The following is a 17,797-nucleotide window of genomic DNA, read 5'->3' on the forward strand; positions in this document are numbered from 1 at the left end:
GGTTTCAGGAAACCGCGATCACCGCCGTGATCTGGGGTCCTTCGGCCCCGATCCGGATCAGATAGCGATACGACTCGCCGGGCACCGCGTTCCCGGCGCTGTCCAGGTACTCCCACTCGACCAGCACCATCCGGAGCGCCTCGGACAGCCGCTGGACGTCGCGCAACTGGGCGTGCGCGGCGACGACCTGCTGGTCGTGATAGCCGGGCGCGGCTCCGAGGAAGGAGAGCGCGACCGCGGCCGGGGTGGCGAAAGTGAAGCTGTACGAGTCGGACATCACCATGCCCGGCAGGGCGTAGCAGGAGGCGACCGCGGCGACGTCACCGCAGGTGAGAGCCGAACCGTAGCGGTCGAAGAAGTCGGTGAGCCCGGCCCGATCGGTGGGTGTCTTCACGTGCCGCGGGATGCCCGGCGGAACACACAGGTAAACGCCGTTGGATGGCGGGCGCTAGTGTGGCGGCCCTGTCCGAGCCACGGAGGAGCGGCGCGCCGTGAAGGTCCTATTCCTGATCAACGATGCCTTCGGCATCGGGGGAACGGTCAAGACGACGTTCAACCTGGGCGGGGCGCTGGCCGGGCGCGGCCACGAGATCGAGGTGCTGAGCACCGAACGCCGGCGCGACGTGCCTCATCTCACGGTGCCGCCCGCGATCCGGCTGATGTCGCTGACCGAGGTCCGCACGGACCACCCCGACCATGTCGCGGACGCGCCCGGCCGCGACCGCCCGGGCCGCCACTACCCGAAAGCCGACTTCAAGGCCTCGACCTACAACGCGTGGGTCGAGGACCGCTACCGGCAGTACCTGGCCGGCACCGACGCCGACGTGGTGATCGCCACCCGGCCCGGCCTGATCGCCTACCTCGCGCGCCTCGCCCCGCGGCACCTCGTCCGCATCGGCCAGGAGCACCTGGTCCGCGGCCAGCACCGGGCCGCACTGCGTAAGGAGATGCCTGGCCACCTGCGCCGCATCGACGCGTTCGTGACGGTCTCCCGGCGCGACGCCGAGGACTACCGGGCCAACGTGCGCCTCGGCAGCACCCGCCTGCTGCACATCCCGAACAGCATCCCGGCGCCGTCGGTCCCGCCCTCGCACGGCCGGGCCAAGCTGATCGTCGCGGCCGGCCGGCTGGTCAAGAGCAAGCGGTACGACGTACTGATCCGGGCGTTCGCGAAGGTCGTCGCCGAGCGGCCGGACTGGCAGCTGCGCATCTACGGCGACGGCGACCAGAAACCGGCGCTCCGCGCGCTCGTGCTCGAACTGGGCCTGCACAACCACGTCCGCATGATGGGCGGTTACATGCCGATCGAGCCGGAGTGGGCCAAGGCCTCGATTGCCGCGGTCTCGGCCGACAAGGAGCCGTTCGGCATGACGCTGGTCGAGGCGATGCGCTGCGGCGTGCCGGTGGTCAGCACCGACGCGCCGCACGGGCCGGGCGAGATCCTCGAACACGGGGTGGACGGCCTGCTCACCCCGGTCGGCGACCCGGACGCGCTGGGCGACGCCCTGCTCCGGATGATCAACGACGAGCCGCTCCGGCAGTCGATGGCGACGGCCGCGCTGGCCAGTTCCACGCGGTACGACCCGGCACCGATCGCCGGGCAGTACGAGCAGCTGTTCGAGGAGCTGGCGGCGAGCAAGAAGCGGCGCTGGTGGAGCCGGCCGGGCGAGCCGTTGAAGGTGCTGGGACCGGTCGCGTCGGCCGGCCGGCCGACCCTCGACTGGGACGGGTTGTCGCCGCTTCCGGCCGGCGTACGCCTGGACGGCGAAGGCGACGACTACCGGGCCGTACGGGAGGACGGCACCGAGCTGCAGGCCGGGCTGCGCGACACCCGGTGGCTGCTCGAGGACGTCCCGGACATGCGGCTCCAGCTGCCCTACCGGCGCCCGGACGGGACCATGGGCGTACGCGTCACCGACCGGAGCGCCTATGCCGAGGTGGGACCCGTGCAGGCCGATGCGGACGGCGTACGTGTCGCCGGCCGATTGATCGGCCCGGCCTTCTCCTCCGACGCCGCCCTGGTGGCGGTTTCCGCCGGTGAGACCCGCGAGTTTCCGCTCGAACACGAATCCGCGACCTTCCGGGCCGTGATCCCGGCCCTGCCGGTCGGCACCTGGTCGCTGCACCTGCGCCTCGGGCCCGACCTGGTGCCACTGGCCGGCCTGCGCGACGACATCGTCGACAAAAGCCGCGCCTTCGTGCTCCCGGCCGCGACGATCGGCGGCGTCACGCTCCAGCCGGCCTATCTCGCCGACAACACCTTCGCGGTGCATGCCACGGCCTGACCCCGCCTTGCCCCGGCTTACAAGACGGACGTACGGTTTATGGAAAGTCGTGAACCCACAGTTAGGTCCGCCTAACCAGAGGACAGCGCCGACCAATGCGAAAGACTGCTGAGTACTACTCACGGTCGCTGGGTGTGAAGGAGTTGACGTGGCCAGCCTCGACACCTTTGGTGCGAAGAGCGAGCTGCGCGTCGGTGACGCGAGCTACGAGATTTTCACGATCGACAGGGTCGAGGGGCACGACCGCCTGCCCTACTCCTTGAAGATCCTGCTGGAGAACCTGCTGCGGACGGAGGACGGCGCCAACATCACCGCCGACCACATCCGCGCACTGGGCGGCTGGGACGAGACCGCCGACCCCAGCGTCGAGATCCAGTTCACGCCCGCCCGGGTGCTGATGCAGGACTTCACCGGCGTCCCCTGCGTGGTCGACCTGGCCACCATGCGCGAGGCCGTCAAGGAGCTCGGCGGTGACCCCACCAAGGTCAACCCGCTCGCCCCGGCCGAGCTGGTCATCGACCACTCGGTGATCGCCGACCTGTTCGGCCGCGAGGACGCCTTCGCCCGCAACGTCGAGCTCGAATACCAGCGCAACCGCGAGCGCTACCAGTTCCTGCGCTGGGGCCAGACCGCGTTCAACGAGTTCAAGGTCGTCCCGCCCGGCACCGGCATCGTGCACCAGGTCAACATCGAATACCTGGCCCGCACCGTGATGGAACGCGACGGCCAGGCCTACCCCGACACGCTGGTCGGCACCGACTCGCACACCACGATGGTCAACGGCCTCGGCGTGCTGGGCTGGGGCGTCGGCGGCATCGAGGCCGAGGCCGCGATGCTCGGCCAGCCGGTCAGCATGCTGATCCCGCGGGTCGTCGGCTTCAAACTCTCGGGTGAGATGCCGGCCGGCACCACCGCGACCGACCTGGTCCTCACGATCACCGAGATGCTCCGCGAGCACGGCGTGGTCAGCAAGTTCGTCGAGTTCTACGGCCCCGGCGTGAGCGCCGTGCCGCTGGCCAACCGGGCCACGATCGGCAACATGTCGCCGGAGTACGGCTCGACCGCCGCGATCTTCCCGATCGACGACGAGACGATCAAATACCTCCGTCTGACCGGGCGCAGCGACCAGCAGGTCGCCCTGGTCGAGGCGTACGCGAAGCGGCAGGGCCTGTGGCACGACGCGAGTAACGAGCCGAGCTACTCGGAGCGGCTCGAGCTCGACCTGTCGACGATCGTGCCGTCGCTGGCCGGCCCGAAGCGCCCACAGGACCGCGTCCCGCTGAACGCCGCCAAGCCGATGTTCCGCGAGGCCCTGGTCAACTACGTGCAGCCGTCCGGGCACGCGGACGAGGCCAGCGAAGAGTCCTTCCCCGCTTCCGACCCGCCCGCGAATGACGTTTCCGATAATTCGGACAAGCCGCACAAGTTCGAGTCGGCGGCCAACGGCTCCGAGGGCCGGGCCTCCAACCCGGTGCGGGTCACCGGTGACGACGGCGTCGAGTTCGAGCTCGACCACGGCTTCGTCGGCATCGCCGCGATCACCTCGTGCACCAACACGTCCAACCCGCAGGTCATGATCGGTGCGGCGCTGCTGGCCCGCAACGCGGTCGACCGCGGCCTGACCCGCAAGCCGTGGGTCAAGACGACGCTGGCGCCCGGCTCCAAGGTCGTCATGGATTACTACGACCGGGCCGGCCTCACGCCCTACCTCGACAAGCTCGGCTTCAACCTGGTCGGCTACGGCTGCACCACCTGCATCGGCAACTCCGGGCCGCTGCCCGAGGCGATCTCGGCCGCGGTCAACGAGGCCGACCTCACGGCGGTCAGCGTGCTCTCCGGCAACCGCAACTTCGAGGGCCGGATCAACCCCGACATCAAGATGAACTACCTGGCCTCGCCGCCTCTGGTGGTGGCATACGCGCTGGCCGGCACGATGGACCTCGACATCACCACCGAGCCGCTGGGCACCGGATCGGACGGCAAGCCGGTCTACCTCCACGACATCTGGCCCAGCGCCAAGGAGATCGACGACGTCATCGCGTCGGCGATCGGCGCCACCGGGTTCAGCGCGGCCTACTCGGACGTCTTCGCCGGCGACGAGCAGTGGCAGTCTCTGCCGACCCCGGAGGGCGACACCTTCGAGTGGGCCTCCGACTCGACCTACGTGCGCAAGCCTCCCTACTTCGAGGGCATGTCTCCCACGCCTTCGCCGGTGCGGGACATCTCCGGCGCCCGGGTGCTGGCCAAGCTGGGCGACTCGGTGACCACCGACCACATCTCGCCGGCCAGCTCGATCAAGGCCGACTCCCCGGCCGGCAAATACCTGGCCGAGCACGGCGTCCCGCGGCACGAGTTCAACTCGTACGGCTCCCGCCGCGGCAACCACGAGGTCATGATCCGGGGCACGTTCGCCAACATCCGGCTGCGCAACCAGCTGGTGCCCGGCGTCGAGGGTGGCTTCACGGTCAACCACCTGACCGGTGAGCAGACCACGATCTACGACGCCTCGGTCGCCTACCAGTCGGCCGGCGTCCCGCTGGTCATCCTGGCCGGCAAGGAGTACGGCTCGGGCTCGTCCCGCGACTGGGCGGCCAAGGGCACCATGCTGCTGGGCGTCCGCGCGGTCATCGCCGAGAGCTACGAGCGCATCCACCGCTCCAACCTGATCGGCATGGGCGTGCTGCCGCTGCAGTTCCCGCCCAAGACCAACGCCGAGTCGCTCGGCCTGACCGGCACCGAGACCTTCACCATCACCGGCATCGAGGCGCTCAACGGCGGCGACGTCCCGGCGACGGTCAAGGTGCGCACCGACACCGGCATCGAGTTCGACGCCGACGTCCGCATCGACACGCCCGGCGAGGCCGACTACTACCGGCACGGCGGCATCCTGCAGTACGTGCTCCGCAAGATGCTCAACAGCTGAATATGGTTCCGCCGATCGGGCCCGGTGCTGTCAGCGCCGGGCCCGATCGCGTACGAGATCCATGCGCGAGGTGTAGCCGAGCTTGCGCAGAATGCGCGAGACGTGGGTCTGTACGGTCCGCGGCGACAGGAACAACTCGCTGGCGACCTCGGGGTTGGACTTGCCGGTGGCGACCAGTTCGGCGACCCGGCGCTCGGCGTCGGTCAGCGCCGCCCACCCCGACTCGGGCCGCTGGTCGAGGGTCCGGCTGCCGCGCCGGATGCCCAGCGGGCGCAGTCGCGCGTCCACCCGGCGTACGTCCCAGGTCGCGCCCAGACCGGCATAGCCACGCACCGCGTCGTTGAACGCGGCCCGGGCCTGCTCGATCTGCCCGGCCGCGGCGAGCCGGACCGCGGTCTCCTCGGTCGCGAACGCCCGCATGATCGCCCAGCCGTGGTTCTCGTAGACCCGCGCGACCGCCTGCAACGTTTCAGCGTCGTCCTCGAACTGGGCCCGGCACAGCCGCGCGGCGGCCTGCTGCATCGCCAGCGCGTCCGGCCGCCGCGCATCCTGCTCGGTGGCCGCGACGATCTGTTCCTCGAGGTCACGGTCGTGCAGCTCGCGGGCGACCCGCATGAGCGGCGGCAGCCACATGTAGCGTTCCCGGTTCTCGAACTCGGCGTCCGAGTCGAGCCACGTGGTGAGCAGGTCGGCGGCCCGGCGCAGGTCGCGGTCGGTGACCGCACGCATGGCGTCGGCCGCGATCAGATAGCCCGACCAGATGCGGACGTCGCCCGAGCGGTTCGGGATGCGCAGGCCCTCGGCCAGGTGCCGTTCGGCCGGCGTCCACTCCTCGCGGTGGGCGTGCAGCATCGCGGCCAGCCCGTGCCGGCCGATCCGCAACGCGGCCGGCAGCTCCTCGGGCATCCGGGCCAGGTAGTCGAGCGAGGTGTCCCAGCGTCCGAAGTCGTAGCAGCCCATCGCCGCGGCGAGCAGCAGGGACGCACCCCGGACCACGCCGACCCGGGCGACATGGTCGGGTACCTGCCGGGCGGCCGCCTCGAACTCGTCGGCCCGGCCCAGGTTGTTGAGCGCGGCCAGCCGGTTGTTGAGCAGCCGCAGCCGCAGGTCGGGCGCCTCGTCGGCGGCCAGGCCGGCCAGTGCCGCGTCGAGGTGGGCGAGCGCCCGCGCCGGCTCCCGGTCGAGGTGGGCGAGCACGTGCCGGGCATAGCCGGCCGCCTCCGCGTCCTCGACCGCCTCGGCCTCCTCCAAAGCCCGGTTGGCCTGCTCGCGACTGCGCTCCGGGTCGCCCTGGCGCAGCAGCAGCTGGGCCTCCCGGGCCCGCAGATGGGCTCGGAATCCACGCCCGGGCGTCGGGTCGGCCAGTCCCTCGACGATCAGGTCGCCGGCCCGGTCGAGCTCGTTGTTGCGGGCCGCGATCGCGATCCGCGCGATCCAGGCCGTGCCGCGATGCCCCGGGTCGGTGCTGTCCCGCAGCAGCGACTGGGCCAGGTCGTCCGCGCGTTCCTCCCGGCCGAGCGCGGTCAGCACCCGGATCAGCCGGGCGGACAGCGTCTCGCGGACCTCGGGCGGCAGCACCGTCGAGTCGAGAGCCGGGCCGAGCACCTCGGCCGCGACCTCGGGCGCCGCCCGCAGCACCCCCTCGGGCAGCCGGGCCAGCCACCGGCCGACCCAGGGCGCGCCGGGTCCGCCGGCCGCGCGCAGGTGCCCGGCGATCGTGTCGAACGCCGCACCCCGCTCGGCCAGCGCCTCGGCGAACTGCCGGTGCAGCGCCGACCGCAGCGATGTGGACAGTTCGGCGGCGAGGGCCCGGCGGATCAGCCCGTGCCGGAACATCAGCCGCCCCGGCTCGTCGGGCCGGCCGACCCGGTAGGCCCCGGTCTCGGTCTTGCCGCGCAGACCTGATCGATAGGCCCCGGTCTCGTCGAGCAGCCCGGCCCGGTGCGCCTCGTCGAGGCTGTCGGCCAGGGCGGCCGGGCGCCGGCCGAGCACGGCCGCCAGTTCATCGGCGTCGAACCGCTCGCCGAGCACCGCGGCCAGCCGCAGCAGGCTGCGGGTCTCCGGGCTGAGCGCGGCCAGCCGCCTGTCGATCGAGCGGTCGCCGGCGAGGTAGCGCGGGTTGCCGCCGGCGTCGATCAGCTGGGCCTTGGTCGCGTCGCCCCTGGTGCGTACCAGCAGCTCGATGGCGGACGCCTCGTCGAGCGGCCCGAGGTCGATCACGAGCGACGCGTCGGCCCGCAGAGCGTCGATGTGGAGCGCGCGTGGAACCGGTCCGGCCGATCCGATCAGGAGTAGAGGTAAGGTCCCGGCCGCCGAGGCAAGGCGATGCCAGATAACCGACAGTGTCGGATCGGCGTACTGAAAATCTTCGATCGCGACCGCCACCGGGCCCTTCTCCGCGACCTTCAGAACCTGGTCGGCGCCCCCCAGCGCCGTGAACGGATCCGAAATGTGCGGTCCGGCGGACGCGCGCAGCACCTCGACGCCGTTCCCCCCGGCATCGGTGAGCACCTCGTCAAGCAGGGCAGACTTGCCGATGCCCGGCTCACCGCCGACCCAGCAGACCTGCCCGTGCCCCAGGCGCAGCCGGGAAACGGCGTCGTTGAGCATGGTTATCTCGGCCGTGCGGCCGAGCAGTCCCCCCATGGGGCGCGAGTCTAGGCATGCGCGCAAGCCTTCGACCAGCGCGGACCGCCCGGACGTCAGCGGTCGTCCGGGCGGAGATCCGAGAGAAGGGCGCTTGAGGTGCCACCGGGGGGTGGCCCCACGCCCCCGGTGACACCTCGTGACGCCGCCGACGAGCGCCCACTCGCCGGCGGTCCACCGGAACGTCGCCCCCCGGCGTCCCGGTCGTTCATGCGATTAGCTTGCCATTTCAACTACCTCGTAGACATCAGCGGACATGCGTACTTCTAACCGCCGATGTGCGCAAACCGGAGATCACTCTGCGTGATTCGGCTTTCGACCGCACCCGCTGACCCCATACGACCTGCCTGGTGAATAGGCTCAAGCCATGGATGACAACACCGTGCTCGGCCGGATCCACAGTCTGGTCGACGAGGAGCACAAGCTGCGTGAGCAGTTGGGCCGCGGGGAGATCTCCTCGACCGAGGAGCACGCCCGGCTCAAGGAGATCGAGGAAGGCCTCGACCAGTGCTGGGACCTGCTGCGCCGGCGCCGGGCCGCCCGCGAGGTGGGCAACGACCCGAACGTCGAGCAGGCTCACAGCGTGGGCGAGGTCGAGGGATATCTGCAGTGACGCGGCCCCGGCCGCGGCCACCTCGGACGAGGCGGCCGCGGACCGGGTTGTGTTCGTCGAGCCGGCCGGCTTCGCATCACCGCAGGCCCGCCTCGCATCACCGCAGCGCCGCCTCGCATCACCGCAGGCCCGCCTCGTACAGGAGGCGTTCGAGCAATGCCTCCGGCTCCACCTCGAGACCGCGGGCGGCAAACCAGGACGCCACATTGTTGACGTCCCGGGCGATGAAGTCGGCGCCCTGCGGGTTGGCGATCACGTCGACGATCTGCGGCAGGTCGATCAGCACCAGCCGGCCCTCCTGCACCAGCGTGTTGTAGGGCGACAGGTCGCCGTGCGCCACCTGGGCCCGGGCCATCACCGATAGTGCGTCGGTCATCTGCTCCCAGAGGTGGCGCAGTTCGTCCGGCTCCGCCCGCACCTGGGCCAGCCGGGGTGCCGCCTCGCCGGTGTCCCAGTCGCCGATGAACTCGAGCATCACCTCGGTGCCGTCGAGCTGCACCGGGTAGGGCACCCGGACCAGGCCGCTCTCCTGCCCGATCAGCCAGAGCCGGGACAACGCGCCGAACTCGGCCGTCGCCCACTGTCCGGCGATCACTTCCTTGCCGAACGCCGTACGGTTGGTCATCGCGCGGTTCTCGCGCGACCGCCGCACCCGCCGGCCTTCCAGATAGCCCGCGTCGCGGTGGAAGAGCCGGTGCTGGCCGTCGCGATATCGCTTGGCCGCCATCACGCTGATCTTGTCGGTGTCCGGTATGGCGCGACGCACGAGGTACACGTCCGCTTCCTTGCCGGTCTTGAGAATCCCGAGTTCGGTGTCGACCGCGCCATCCTCGGTGCGGACCCAGTCGGGCCGCGGCTCCGGGCCGTGCAGCGCGCCGTCCCAGCTTGACCATCGGTCGCCGGACGGGGGCAGGTCGGGATCTTCGCTCAGGCGCGGCTCGAGCCGGCCGCGCTTCAGGAAAGTGGAATCGTCGTCGTCGAACTTGCGGCGCCCACGGCGCACGGTCTCGTGCTCACGCACTGGAGGAACTCCTCGGAGAGAATTTCGGGGAAGCGGAAACGGGCAGCCAGCAGCACAAAGACAGCCATGTCTCACACCTCCTTCTCTCGTCGGTCGCGCCTACTTTGCCGGGCCCACGACGGAGCCCGCAAGCTATTTATCGGGCGCCTTTATCGGGGCGCGGCCATGATCGCGGACAAGCCCTGGATCACGTTGCCGACCACCCGGGTCGGCGCGAACCGGTTGTCCATCCACTCCCGGCCCCGGTGCAGCCACACGCTGGGCAGGCCCATCGCGGCCGCGCCGCCGATGTCGGCCTCCGGGCTGTCGCCGACCACCCAGGCCCCGCCGAGCCGCATGCGCACCCGCTGGGCGGCCATCGCGAAGATGCGCGGGTTGGGCTTGCTTACCCCGGCCCGTTCGGAGATCACCCAGTCGGCGACGAACTGGTCGAGTCCGGTACGCCGGATGCGGTCCTCCTGGATCTCGGCCGGCCCGTTGGTGACCACCACCGGCACGAAGCCCGCATCTCCGGCGATCTTGAGGGCGCAGCCGACCAGCGGGTCGAGCCGCTCGTAGCTGAGCGGGCCGCCGCGCAACTCTTCCAGGATGTCGATCGAGGGGATGTTCAGGTGGTAGCGGTCGCGGATCAGATCGGCCAGGTCCCACCGGGGAGTGAGGCCATCGGCATCGACCGAGAGTAACCATTGGAGATCTTCCGGTGGCGCCCCTATCTCGTCCAGAAAATCCTTCGCCCACAGCATGAAGGCACCGCTGCGGTCGAGCAGGGTGTCGTCGAGGGCCATCAGGACGAGGGGCACTCGGGCACTTTACGTGAGCTTGCCCGGAGCCGATAGTCCAGCCCTATTAACAAATCTTGACTTGAATGACGGATTTCGCGCCATCCGGCCGGGTTGTCCCCGAGGTTTGACAAGACGTACGTACGGATTGCAACTGAAAGGCCCCGCGTGACACCATCCAAGGCGTGCCCAGGGTAAGCCAGGACCAGCTGGACGCGCGTCGCCACGAGATCCTCGCCGCGGCGCGCGACTGTTTCGCGCGGTTCGGCTACGAGGGTGCCACCGTCCGCCGTCTGGAGGACGCCACCGGCCTCTCCCGAGGGGCGATTTTCCACCATTTTCGCGACAAGGAATCCCTCTTCCTCGCCGTGGCCGAGGACGACGCCGCCGCCATGGTCGAGACGGTCGCCCGCAACGGCCTCGTCCAGGTGATGCGCGACCTCCTCGACCGGGCCGGCGGCAGCGACGGCGACACCGCCGGCTGGCTCGGCACACAGCTCGAGGTCTCCCGCCGGCTGCGCACCGACCCGGCCTTCGCCAAGCGCTGGTCCGAGCGCGCCGCCGCCATCGCCGACGCCACCCGCGACCGCCTCCGCCGCCAGCGCGACGCCGGCGTCCTCCGCGACGACGTGCCGGTCGAGGTGCTCACCCAGTTCCTCGAGCTGGCCTACGACGGCCTGGTGCTGCACCTCGCCACCGGCCGCCCGCCCGGCGACCTCAGCCGCGTCCTCGACCTGGTCGAAGACGCCGTCCGCCGCCGCTGACCCCTGTCCCAGGCCACCACTTTTCGGCCGCCGTCCACAGTCACCCCGGGACCTTGTCGAGGAAGCCGAGCACCTCCCGGATCCGGCCGTCACCGTCGATCGAAGCCACGTCGAAGCCGATCACCACCGGTTCCCCGCCGGCCGGGCCCAGATGCCAGGTGAAGCGGCCCTGGTCGTGGTGGGCGTCGGCCGGGCCGGCCGCGCTGAACACCAGCCCCGGGAACTGCTGGTGGACCACGCCGATCAACGCGCTCAGCGCGTCCCGGCCCTCGACCGCGGCCAGCGGGTCGACGTACCGCACGTCCTCCGCGAACACCTCGGCGATCGCTCTGCGGCGCGCCGCCTCGTCGGTGGTGTTCCAGACCGCCAGGTACTGCCCCACCACACCGTCGAAGTCGCTCATCGTTTCGTCCTTTCGTCGTCGGTGGACCACGATCACCCACTCGAGGTAATGCCGTCGATTACCTCACAGGTAATGGCACCGATGATCGGCCGGACTACGCTGCGGGCATGAGCGACGTCGGGCAGCTGCTGCGCCGCTGGCGGACCACCCGGCGCATGAGCCAGCTCGAGCTGTCCACCGAGACCGGCGTCTCAGCCCGGCATTTGTCGTTCCTGGAGACCGGCCGGGCCCGTCCGACCCGGGACATGATCCTGCGGCTGGCGGAGCGGCTCGCCGTACCCCTGCGGGCGCAGAACGAGTTGCTCCTGGCCGGCGGCTACGCACCGGCCTTCGCCGAATCGGACCTGAAAGGTCCGCCGCTCGCGGCGGTATTGGCGTCGCTGCGCGACGTCCTCGCCGGGCACGAGCCTTTCCCGGCCCTGCTGATCGACCGGCATTGGACACTGATCGACGCCAATGCGGCGGTGGCCCCGCTTCTCGAGGGTTGCGCGCCGTGGCTCCTGGAGCCGCCGGTCAATGTGCTACGCCTGTCGCTGCATCCGGCGGGAATGGCGCCGCGCATCGGCAATCTCGCCGAATGGCGCACGCACGTGCTGCACCGCCTCGATCACCAGGCATCGGCAACCGCCGATCCGATTCTGCGTGAACTCCACGGCGAGCTGAGTGCCTATCCGGGCGGCCTTTCGGCCGCCGAACCCGGCAGCCTGGTCGTTCCCTTGCGCCTCGGGGCTCTCTCTTTCTTCAGCCTGACCTCGGTTTTCGGTACGCCGTTGGACGTGACCCTCTCCGAGCTGGCGATCGAATCGTTCCTCCCCGCCGACGCCGCCACCGCTGCGGCCCTGCACGCCGGATCCTAGGATTCGGGGATGGACCTCGGGCTGGCGGATCGCGTCTACATCCTCACCGGAGCCTCCCGCGGGCTCGGTTTCGCCACCGCGGAGGCGCTGGTCGCCGACGGCGCCAAGGTGGTCATCTCGGCCCGCGACAGCGACCGCCTCTCCGCGGCGGCCGAAAGTCTCGGCAACTCCGCGGTCGGTGTCGTCGCCGACCTCGCCGACCCGTCGGTCCCCCAGCAGCTGATCGACACGGCGATGTCGCGTTTCGGCCGGTTGGACGGCGCCCTGATCTCGGTCGGCGGCCCGTCCGTCGGCTCGGTCGCCTCACTCTCCGACGAGCAGTGGCGCAACGCCTTCGAGACCGTGTTCCTGGGCTCGATCCGCCTGGCCCGCACGGTCGCCGCCAACCTTTCCGGCGGCGGCGCGATCGCCCTCGTCCTGTCGACCTCGGTGAAGAGCCCGCTTACCGGCCTCGGCCTCTCCAACGGGCTCCGCCCCGGCTTGGCGATGGCGGCGAAGGAGATGGCCAACGAGTTCGCCCCGCGCGGCATCCGCGTGCTCAGCCTCATGCCGGGCCGCGTGATGACCGACCGCAACCGCGAACTGTTCGCCGCCTCCGGCGATGCCGCAGCCGCCCAGAAAAAGGTCGAGGACACCGTCCCGATGGGCCGCATGGGCGAACCGCACGAGTTCGGCAAGGTCGCGGCGTTCACCCTCTCCCCGGCGGCGAGCTACCTGACCGGCCTGTCAATCCCGGTCGACGGGGGCCTGCTGGCCGCCCTCTGACGTTCCAACCGGGACGTCACCCCATGCCCGCAGGTCGGCCCCCCGCCGGTGACGGTGCCGCGGCGACACACCGTCCGCAGCGGCGAGCCCATCCACCGGCGCGACGGTAACGCCGGTCGGCCCGACAGCGCCGAACCCACCCACCAGCCCGACAGTCACGCCGGTCGACCCGACAGCGCGACCGGCGCGATGGTCTCGCCAGTCGGCTGGACAGCGGCGAGTTCGTCAACCGGCGCCATAGACACGCCGATTGCGCCGCCCGGGCCGCCGCCACACGACTCATGGCGGACGGGCTCGGCTCCCGAAAAGCCGCCGGCGGCAGAGCAGAAGGCGTGACCGCTCGTCCCAGCGAGCCCGCCCACTTCAGGGCACGGTCGTCCTCCGAGGCCCTCGGCAGCCGGCCGAAGATCTGGCGGAGCGGGCGTCGGAGCGGTGTTCAGGGCCGCCAACAGCTTGACGGGCCGTTTGTCGCCCAGGCCCCCTTGTTACTGCGCAAAAGCACCAAGGTGCAGCCCTCGTCGAGAACGGCCGCTCGAAGCCGGCATCCGCCGCTCCGGGAGCCAGCCGACCCGGCACGCCGGCGACGCGGTCGGCGGCCGGGTCAGCGAGCCGGGTCAGCGAGCCGGGTCAGCGGCGGCGGCCCGGCGGAGTTCGGCATACGCGGTGGCCAGCGTGTCGACCGTGTAGTGGGCGTTGAGGCCGCTCGGGTTGGGCAGCACCCAGACCGGTACGCCGCCGAGCGGCTCGGGCTGCAGGCCCAGCACGGCCTTCGGACGGGCGAACGCCGTGCGGTAGGCCGTCACCCCGAGGATCGCCAGGTAGCGCGGGCGCCACTTGGCAGCCAGGGCGGCCAGGACTGCACCGCCCGCGGTCAGCTCGGCCGGTGAGAGCTCGTCGGCGCGGGTGGTCGCCCGGGCGACCACGTTGGTGATGCCCAGACCCGCCGCGGGCAGCTCGAACTGCTCGGACGGGTGCAGCTGCCGCCCGGTGAACCCGGCCCGGTGCAGCGCCGGCCAGAACCGGTTGCCCGGCCGGGCGAAGTGGTGACCGGTCGCGGCCGAGTAGAGGCTCGGGTTGATGCCCGAGAACAGCACCCGCAGTCCCGGACCACCCAGGTCGGGGATCGTCCGATCGGCCGCGGCCGCCACGTCGGCCGCCGTCGGCTTCCATCGGCCCCCGGGCCGCCCGGTACCGACCGACGACTCCGGCGGAACGCCGTTCCCCGCGGACCCGGCATCGACCGACAGCTGCAGTGCAACGCCGCTCCCGCCGGCACCGGCCGACCGCGCACCGGCCGACCGCGCACCGGTCGACAGCTGCAACGGAACGCCGCTCTCCGCGGACCCGGCATCGACCGACGGCTCCCGCGGAACGCCGCGAGGGCCGGCGGGCGAGGTGGGGCCGGTCACGGTTCGACCGTTCCGGCGGGGACGGTGACGATCTCGACTTCGTCGGTGAGTGCGGCCGGGATGGTCGGGGATGCCGCGGCGAACTGGGTGCGGTAGAGCTCCGAATAGAGGCCGCCCGCGGCGACCAGCTCGTCGTGGCGGCCGCGTTCGACGATGCGGCCGTGGTCGAGCACCAGGATCTGGTCGGCGTCGCGGACGGTGGAGAGGCGGTGGGCGATGACCAACGCCGTACGCCCTCGGAGCGCGACCGAAAGGGCGCGCTGGACCGCGGCCTCGGATTCGCTGTCGAGGTGGGCCGTCGCCTCGTCGAGGATGACGATCGAGGGGTGCTTGAGCAGCAGCCGGGCGATCGCTATGCGCTGTTTCTCACCGCCGGAGAACCGGTAGCCGCGCTCCCCCACGACGGTATCGAGGCCGTCGGGCAGGGTGCGCACCAGGTCGGCGACCTGGGCGCCGCGCAGGGCCTCCCACATCTCGTCCTCGGTGGCGGACGACTTCGCGTAGCGCAGGTTTTCCGCGATCGTCTCGTGGAACAGGTGCGAGTCCTGGGTGACCACGCCGACCGTGTCGCGCAGCGAGTCGAGTGTGGTGTCGCGGACGTCGACGCCGCCGACCAGCACCGCCCCGGAGGTGACGTCGTAGACCCGCGGCACCAGCATCGAGGTGGTCGACTTGCCGGCGCCGGACGGGCCGACCAGGGCGACCATCTGGCCCGGCTCGACCGTGAAGCTGACGCCCTTGAGCACCGGCGCCTGCTCGGTGCGGTCGAGGGTCACCACGTCTTCCAGCGTGGCCAGTGAGACCTCGTCGGCGCTCGGGTAGCGGAAGTGCACGTCGCGGAACTCGATGCGGCCGGAGCCGGGCGGCACCGGCGTCGCGTCGGCCTTCTCGTCGATGCCCGGCTTGAGGTCGAGGACCTCGAAGACCCGGTCGAACGAGACGAGCGCGCTCATCACGTCGACCCGCACGTTGCTGAGCGCGGTCAGCGGACCGTACAGACGGGTCAGCAGCAGGGCCAGCGTAACCACGGTGCCGGCCGTGACGCTCCCGCTCACGGCGAGCCAGCCGCCCAGCCCGTACGTCAAGGCCTGCGCCAGCGAGGCGACCAGCAGCATCGCGACGAAGAACGTGCGGGAGAACATCGCCTGCTGGACGCCGATGTCGCGGACCCGCTCGGCCCGCTCGCCGAACTTGGCCGCCTCGGCGTCGGGCCGGCCGAACAGCTTGACCAGCAGCGCGCCGGAGACGTTGAACCGCTCGGTCATCGTCGCGTTCATCTTGGCGTCGAGGTTGTACGACTCGCGGGTGATGTCGGCGAGCCGCTTGCCGACCCGGCGGGCCGGGATGATGAACAGCGGCAGCAGGGCCAGCGAGAGCACCGTGATCGGCCAGGACAGGCTGAACATCACCGCGGCGGTGAGCACCAGCTGAATGACGTTGCTGACCACGCCGGAGAGCGTCGAGGTGAAGGCGCGCTGGGCACCCACGACGTCGTTGTTGAGCCGGCTGACCAGGGCCCCGGTCTGGGTGCGGGTGAAGAACTGCAGCGGCATGCGCTGAACGTGGTCGTACACCCGGGTGCGCAGGTTGAGGATGATGCCCTCGCCGATGCGAGCCGAGTACCACCTCTGGGCGAGCGACAGGAACGCGTCGACGACCGCCAGCAGGGCGATCGCGACCGCGAGCTTGACGACGAGCGCCCCCGCGCCCTGACTCCGGCCGGTGATGGCGTTGACCACGTGGCCGGCCAGCAGCGGGGTGGCGACCCCGATGCCCGCGTCGAGCACCACCGTGACCAGGAACACCGCGATGTCGCGCCGGTAAGGCGCGGCGAAACGCAGGATGCGGCGGGTGGTCCCGCGGGACAACTGGTGCTGCTTCACCCGGTCCGAGGTCTGGATCGAGCGCAGCATGCTCCAACCTTGCATGCTCATCCGTGACCTCCCGATTCGTCGTCGGGCAAGAGTCTGCCCGGTGGGTACGACAACTTCGGGAGGTGACGAAGCTATTCCGTCAGGTCGCGCAGGCGCCGGGTCTGCGCCTCACGCTCGGCGCGGTCCTGCTCGGCGTACGTCCGCGTGCCGATGCCGGTCATCAGGCCCTTGATCTCGGAGACCGCGCCCCGGTCGCCGGCGAGAATCGCCGCGGTGAGGTCGGCGACCGCGGCGTCCAGCTGATCACCTGGGACCACCGTGGTGGCCAGGCCGAGCCGGTCGGCCTCGTCGGCCGCGATGCGCCGGCCGGTCACGCAGATCTCCAGGGCCCGGCTGGGCCCGACGAGTTCGGCGAGGCGTTTGGTCCCGCCAAGATCGGGTACGAGACCGAGAGTCACCTCGGCCATCGAGAACCGGGCGTCGTCGGCCAGGATTCGCATGTCGCAGTTGAGGGCGAGCTGGAATCCGGCTCCGATTGCATGCCCTCGTACGGCCGCGATGGTGACGACGGACGGGTTGCGCAACCAGGTGAACGCGGACTGGAAGCCGGCAATCCGATCCGCGCACTCCTCGGGTGACAACTGCGCGAGTCGGGTCAGAGAAGAATCGCCTTCACCACGAGCGGCTGACAGATCCAGGCCCGCGGAAAAGGAACGCCCTTCACCGCGCACAATGACGACTCGGACCGACCCTGGCAATTTCCGGGAAATGTTGCCGAGCTCGGCCCACATCTCAGGAGTCTGCGCATTGAGAACCTCGGGCCGGCACAACGTCACCGTTGCGACCGGCCCGTCCAGGTCGTAGCGCACGCCCACCTCGTCAGTGGGCTTCGAGGCTCCGGGGTCGGGGTTGACGGAAGTCACGCCTTCTTGCGCCGGCGAGCACCGCCACGCTGGCGAAGCTGCACGCCAGACTCGGTGAGCACCCGGTGCACGAATCCGTAGGACCGTCCGGTGGACGCCGCCAGCGCGCGAATGCTCTCGCCGGAGGTGTACCGCTTGACCAAGTCCTTTGCTAGCGACTGTCGCTCGCTGCCGACGATTCGGCGACCCTTCTCTGTGCTGGTAGCTGTGCCGGTGGCTGCCATGTTGAATCCTCACGTCCCAGACTGTGCGGTTCGATACGGTCCCACCTATTAGACCGCCTCCAACGATCATGCGCTAGGTATCTTGGCTTAGCCAACGTGCCCATTTATCACTGTCAGGAACTTGACGCTGACCACGCGCATCAATGTCAGACAGTTAACTGATGTTAGGGATAGGCGCTATCCGGCGTGACGGGACGATGCCGCCACCGAAGCCCAAGACCATCGATCACCTGCGGAAACACTCGATCGAGGGCGACTCCACCGAAGACATGACAGACCGTCGATGCCGCGCGCACCGTCCGCTGTCGGCC

15 protein-coding genes are annotated in these 17,797 nt (G+C 70.5%); 6 read left to right on the plus strand and 9 right to left on the minus strand.

The window, feature by feature from the left end; translation table 11 throughout:
- Positions 1-4: 4 nt before the first annotated feature.
- Complete coding sequence (locus ACIA5C_RS04575) at positions 5-394, minus strand: hypothetical protein (RefSeq protein WP_396051206.1); 390 nt, start codon at positions 392-394, stop codon at positions 5-7.
- A gap of 97 nt (positions 395-491) precedes the next feature.
- Here ACIA5C_RS04575 and ACIA5C_RS04580 point away from each other — a divergent pair, with 97 nt between their 5' ends.
- Both ACIA5C_RS04580 and acnA read left to right on the plus strand, forming a co-directional pair.
- Entirely contained in the window at positions 492-2,285 is a 1,794-nt protein-coding gene (locus ACIA5C_RS04580) for a glycosyltransferase family 4 protein (protein ID WP_396051207.1), read from the plus strand.
- A 148-nt stretch (positions 2,286-2,433) separates the two neighbouring features.
- Positions 2,434-5,208 (plus strand): aconitate hydratase AcnA, encoded by a 2,775-nt coding sequence (gene acnA, locus ACIA5C_RS04585; RefSeq protein WP_396051209.1) that lies wholly within the window; start codon positions 2,434-2,436, stop codon positions 5,206-5,208.
- Positions 5,209-5,238: 30 nt separating this feature from the next.
- Here acnA and ACIA5C_RS04590 read toward each other — a convergent pair whose 3' ends face one another.
- Positions 5,239-7,854 carry a LuxR C-terminal-related transcriptional regulator gene (locus ACIA5C_RS04590; RefSeq protein ID WP_396051210.1) on the minus strand — a complete coding sequence of 872 codons (2,616 nt, stop codon included), beginning with the start codon at positions 7,852-7,854 and terminating at the stop codon, positions 5,239-5,241.
- A 367-nt stretch (positions 7,855-8,221) separates the two neighbouring features.
- On the opposite strand from ACIA5C_RS04590, the gene ACIA5C_RS04595 reads away from it, so the two are divergent.
- Positions 8,222-8,467 (plus strand): DUF2630 family protein, encoded by a 246-nt coding sequence (locus tag ACIA5C_RS04595; RefSeq protein WP_396051211.1) that lies wholly within the window; start codon positions 8,222-8,224, stop codon positions 8,465-8,467.
- A 118-nt stretch (positions 8,468-8,585) separates the two neighbouring features.
- Here ACIA5C_RS04595 and ACIA5C_RS04600 read toward each other — a convergent pair whose 3' ends face one another.
- Together ACIA5C_RS04600 and ACIA5C_RS04605 are read right to left on the minus strand one after the other, a co-directional pair.
- Complete coding sequence (locus tag ACIA5C_RS04600) at positions 8,586-9,488, minus strand: serine protein kinase RIO (protein ID WP_396051213.1); 903 nt, start codon at positions 9,486-9,488, stop codon at positions 8,586-8,588.
- 149 nt (positions 9,489-9,637) lie between these two features.
- Positions 9,638-10,288, minus strand: a complete 651-nt coding sequence (locus ACIA5C_RS04605; RefSeq protein ID WP_396051215.1) for an HAD family hydrolase — start codon at positions 10,286-10,288, stop codon at positions 9,638-9,640.
- Between the two features lie 164 nt (positions 10,289-10,452).
- On the opposite strand from ACIA5C_RS04605, the gene ACIA5C_RS04610 reads away from it, so the two are divergent.
- Positions 10,453-11,031 carry a TetR/AcrR family transcriptional regulator gene (locus ACIA5C_RS04610; protein ID WP_396051217.1) on the plus strand — a complete coding sequence of 193 codons (579 nt, stop codon included), beginning with the start codon at positions 10,453-10,455 and terminating at the stop codon, positions 11,029-11,031.
- A gap of 40 nt (positions 11,032-11,071) precedes the next feature.
- Here ACIA5C_RS04610 and ACIA5C_RS04615 read toward each other — a convergent pair whose 3' ends face one another.
- Entirely contained in the window at positions 11,072-11,434 is a 363-nt protein-coding gene (locus tag ACIA5C_RS04615; RefSeq protein ID WP_396051219.1) for a nuclear transport factor 2 family protein, read from the minus strand.
- A gap of 107 nt (positions 11,435-11,541) precedes the next feature.
- Here ACIA5C_RS04615 and ACIA5C_RS04620 point away from each other — a divergent pair, with 107 nt between their 5' ends.
- Together ACIA5C_RS04620 and ACIA5C_RS04625 are read left to right on the plus strand one after the other, a co-directional pair.
- Positions 11,542-12,291, plus strand: a complete 750-nt coding sequence (locus tag ACIA5C_RS04620) for a helix-turn-helix domain-containing protein (protein WP_396051221.1) — start codon at positions 11,542-11,544, stop codon at positions 12,289-12,291.
- A gap of 9 nt (positions 12,292-12,300) precedes the next feature.
- On the plus strand, positions 12,301-13,056 hold the full coding sequence (locus ACIA5C_RS04625) for an SDR family oxidoreductase (RefSeq protein WP_396051222.1): 756 nt from the start codon (positions 12,301-12,303) through the stop codon (positions 13,054-13,056).
- 614 nt (positions 13,057-13,670) lie between these two features.
- On the opposite strand, the gene mug is transcribed toward ACIA5C_RS04625, so the two are convergent.
- From mug to ACIA5C_RS04645, 4 genes are all read right to left on the minus strand, one after another.
- Positions 13,671-14,204 carry a G/U mismatch-specific DNA glycosylase gene (mug, locus tag ACIA5C_RS04630; protein ID WP_396052014.1) on the minus strand — a complete coding sequence of 178 codons (534 nt, stop codon included), beginning with the start codon at positions 14,202-14,204 and terminating at the stop codon, positions 13,671-13,673.
- Positions 14,205-14,461: 257 nt separating this feature from the next.
- Entirely contained in the window at positions 14,462-16,393 is a 1,932-nt protein-coding gene (locus ACIA5C_RS04635) for an ABC transporter ATP-binding protein (protein ID WP_396052016.1), read from the minus strand.
- A gap of 77 nt (positions 16,394-16,470) precedes the next feature.
- Positions 16,471-17,262, minus strand: coding sequence for an enoyl-CoA hydratase/isomerase family protein (locus ACIA5C_RS04640; RefSeq protein ID WP_396051225.1), 792 nt, complete (start codon positions 17,260-17,262; stop codon positions 16,471-16,473).
- Positions 17,259-17,486 (minus strand): helix-turn-helix domain-containing protein, encoded by a 228-nt coding sequence (locus ACIA5C_RS04645; RefSeq protein ID WP_014441759.1) that lies wholly within the window; start codon positions 17,484-17,486, stop codon positions 17,259-17,261. Before ACIA5C_RS04645 ends, ACIA5C_RS04640 begins: the two co-directional genes overlap by 4 nt.
- Positions 17,487-17,797 lie beyond the last annotated feature (311 nt).

Origin of the sequence: Actinoplanes sp. NPDC051343 (assembly GCF_044455125.1) — a bacterium.
Taxonomy (GTDB): domain Bacteria; phylum Actinomycetota; class Actinomycetes; order Mycobacteriales; family Micromonosporaceae; genus Actinoplanes.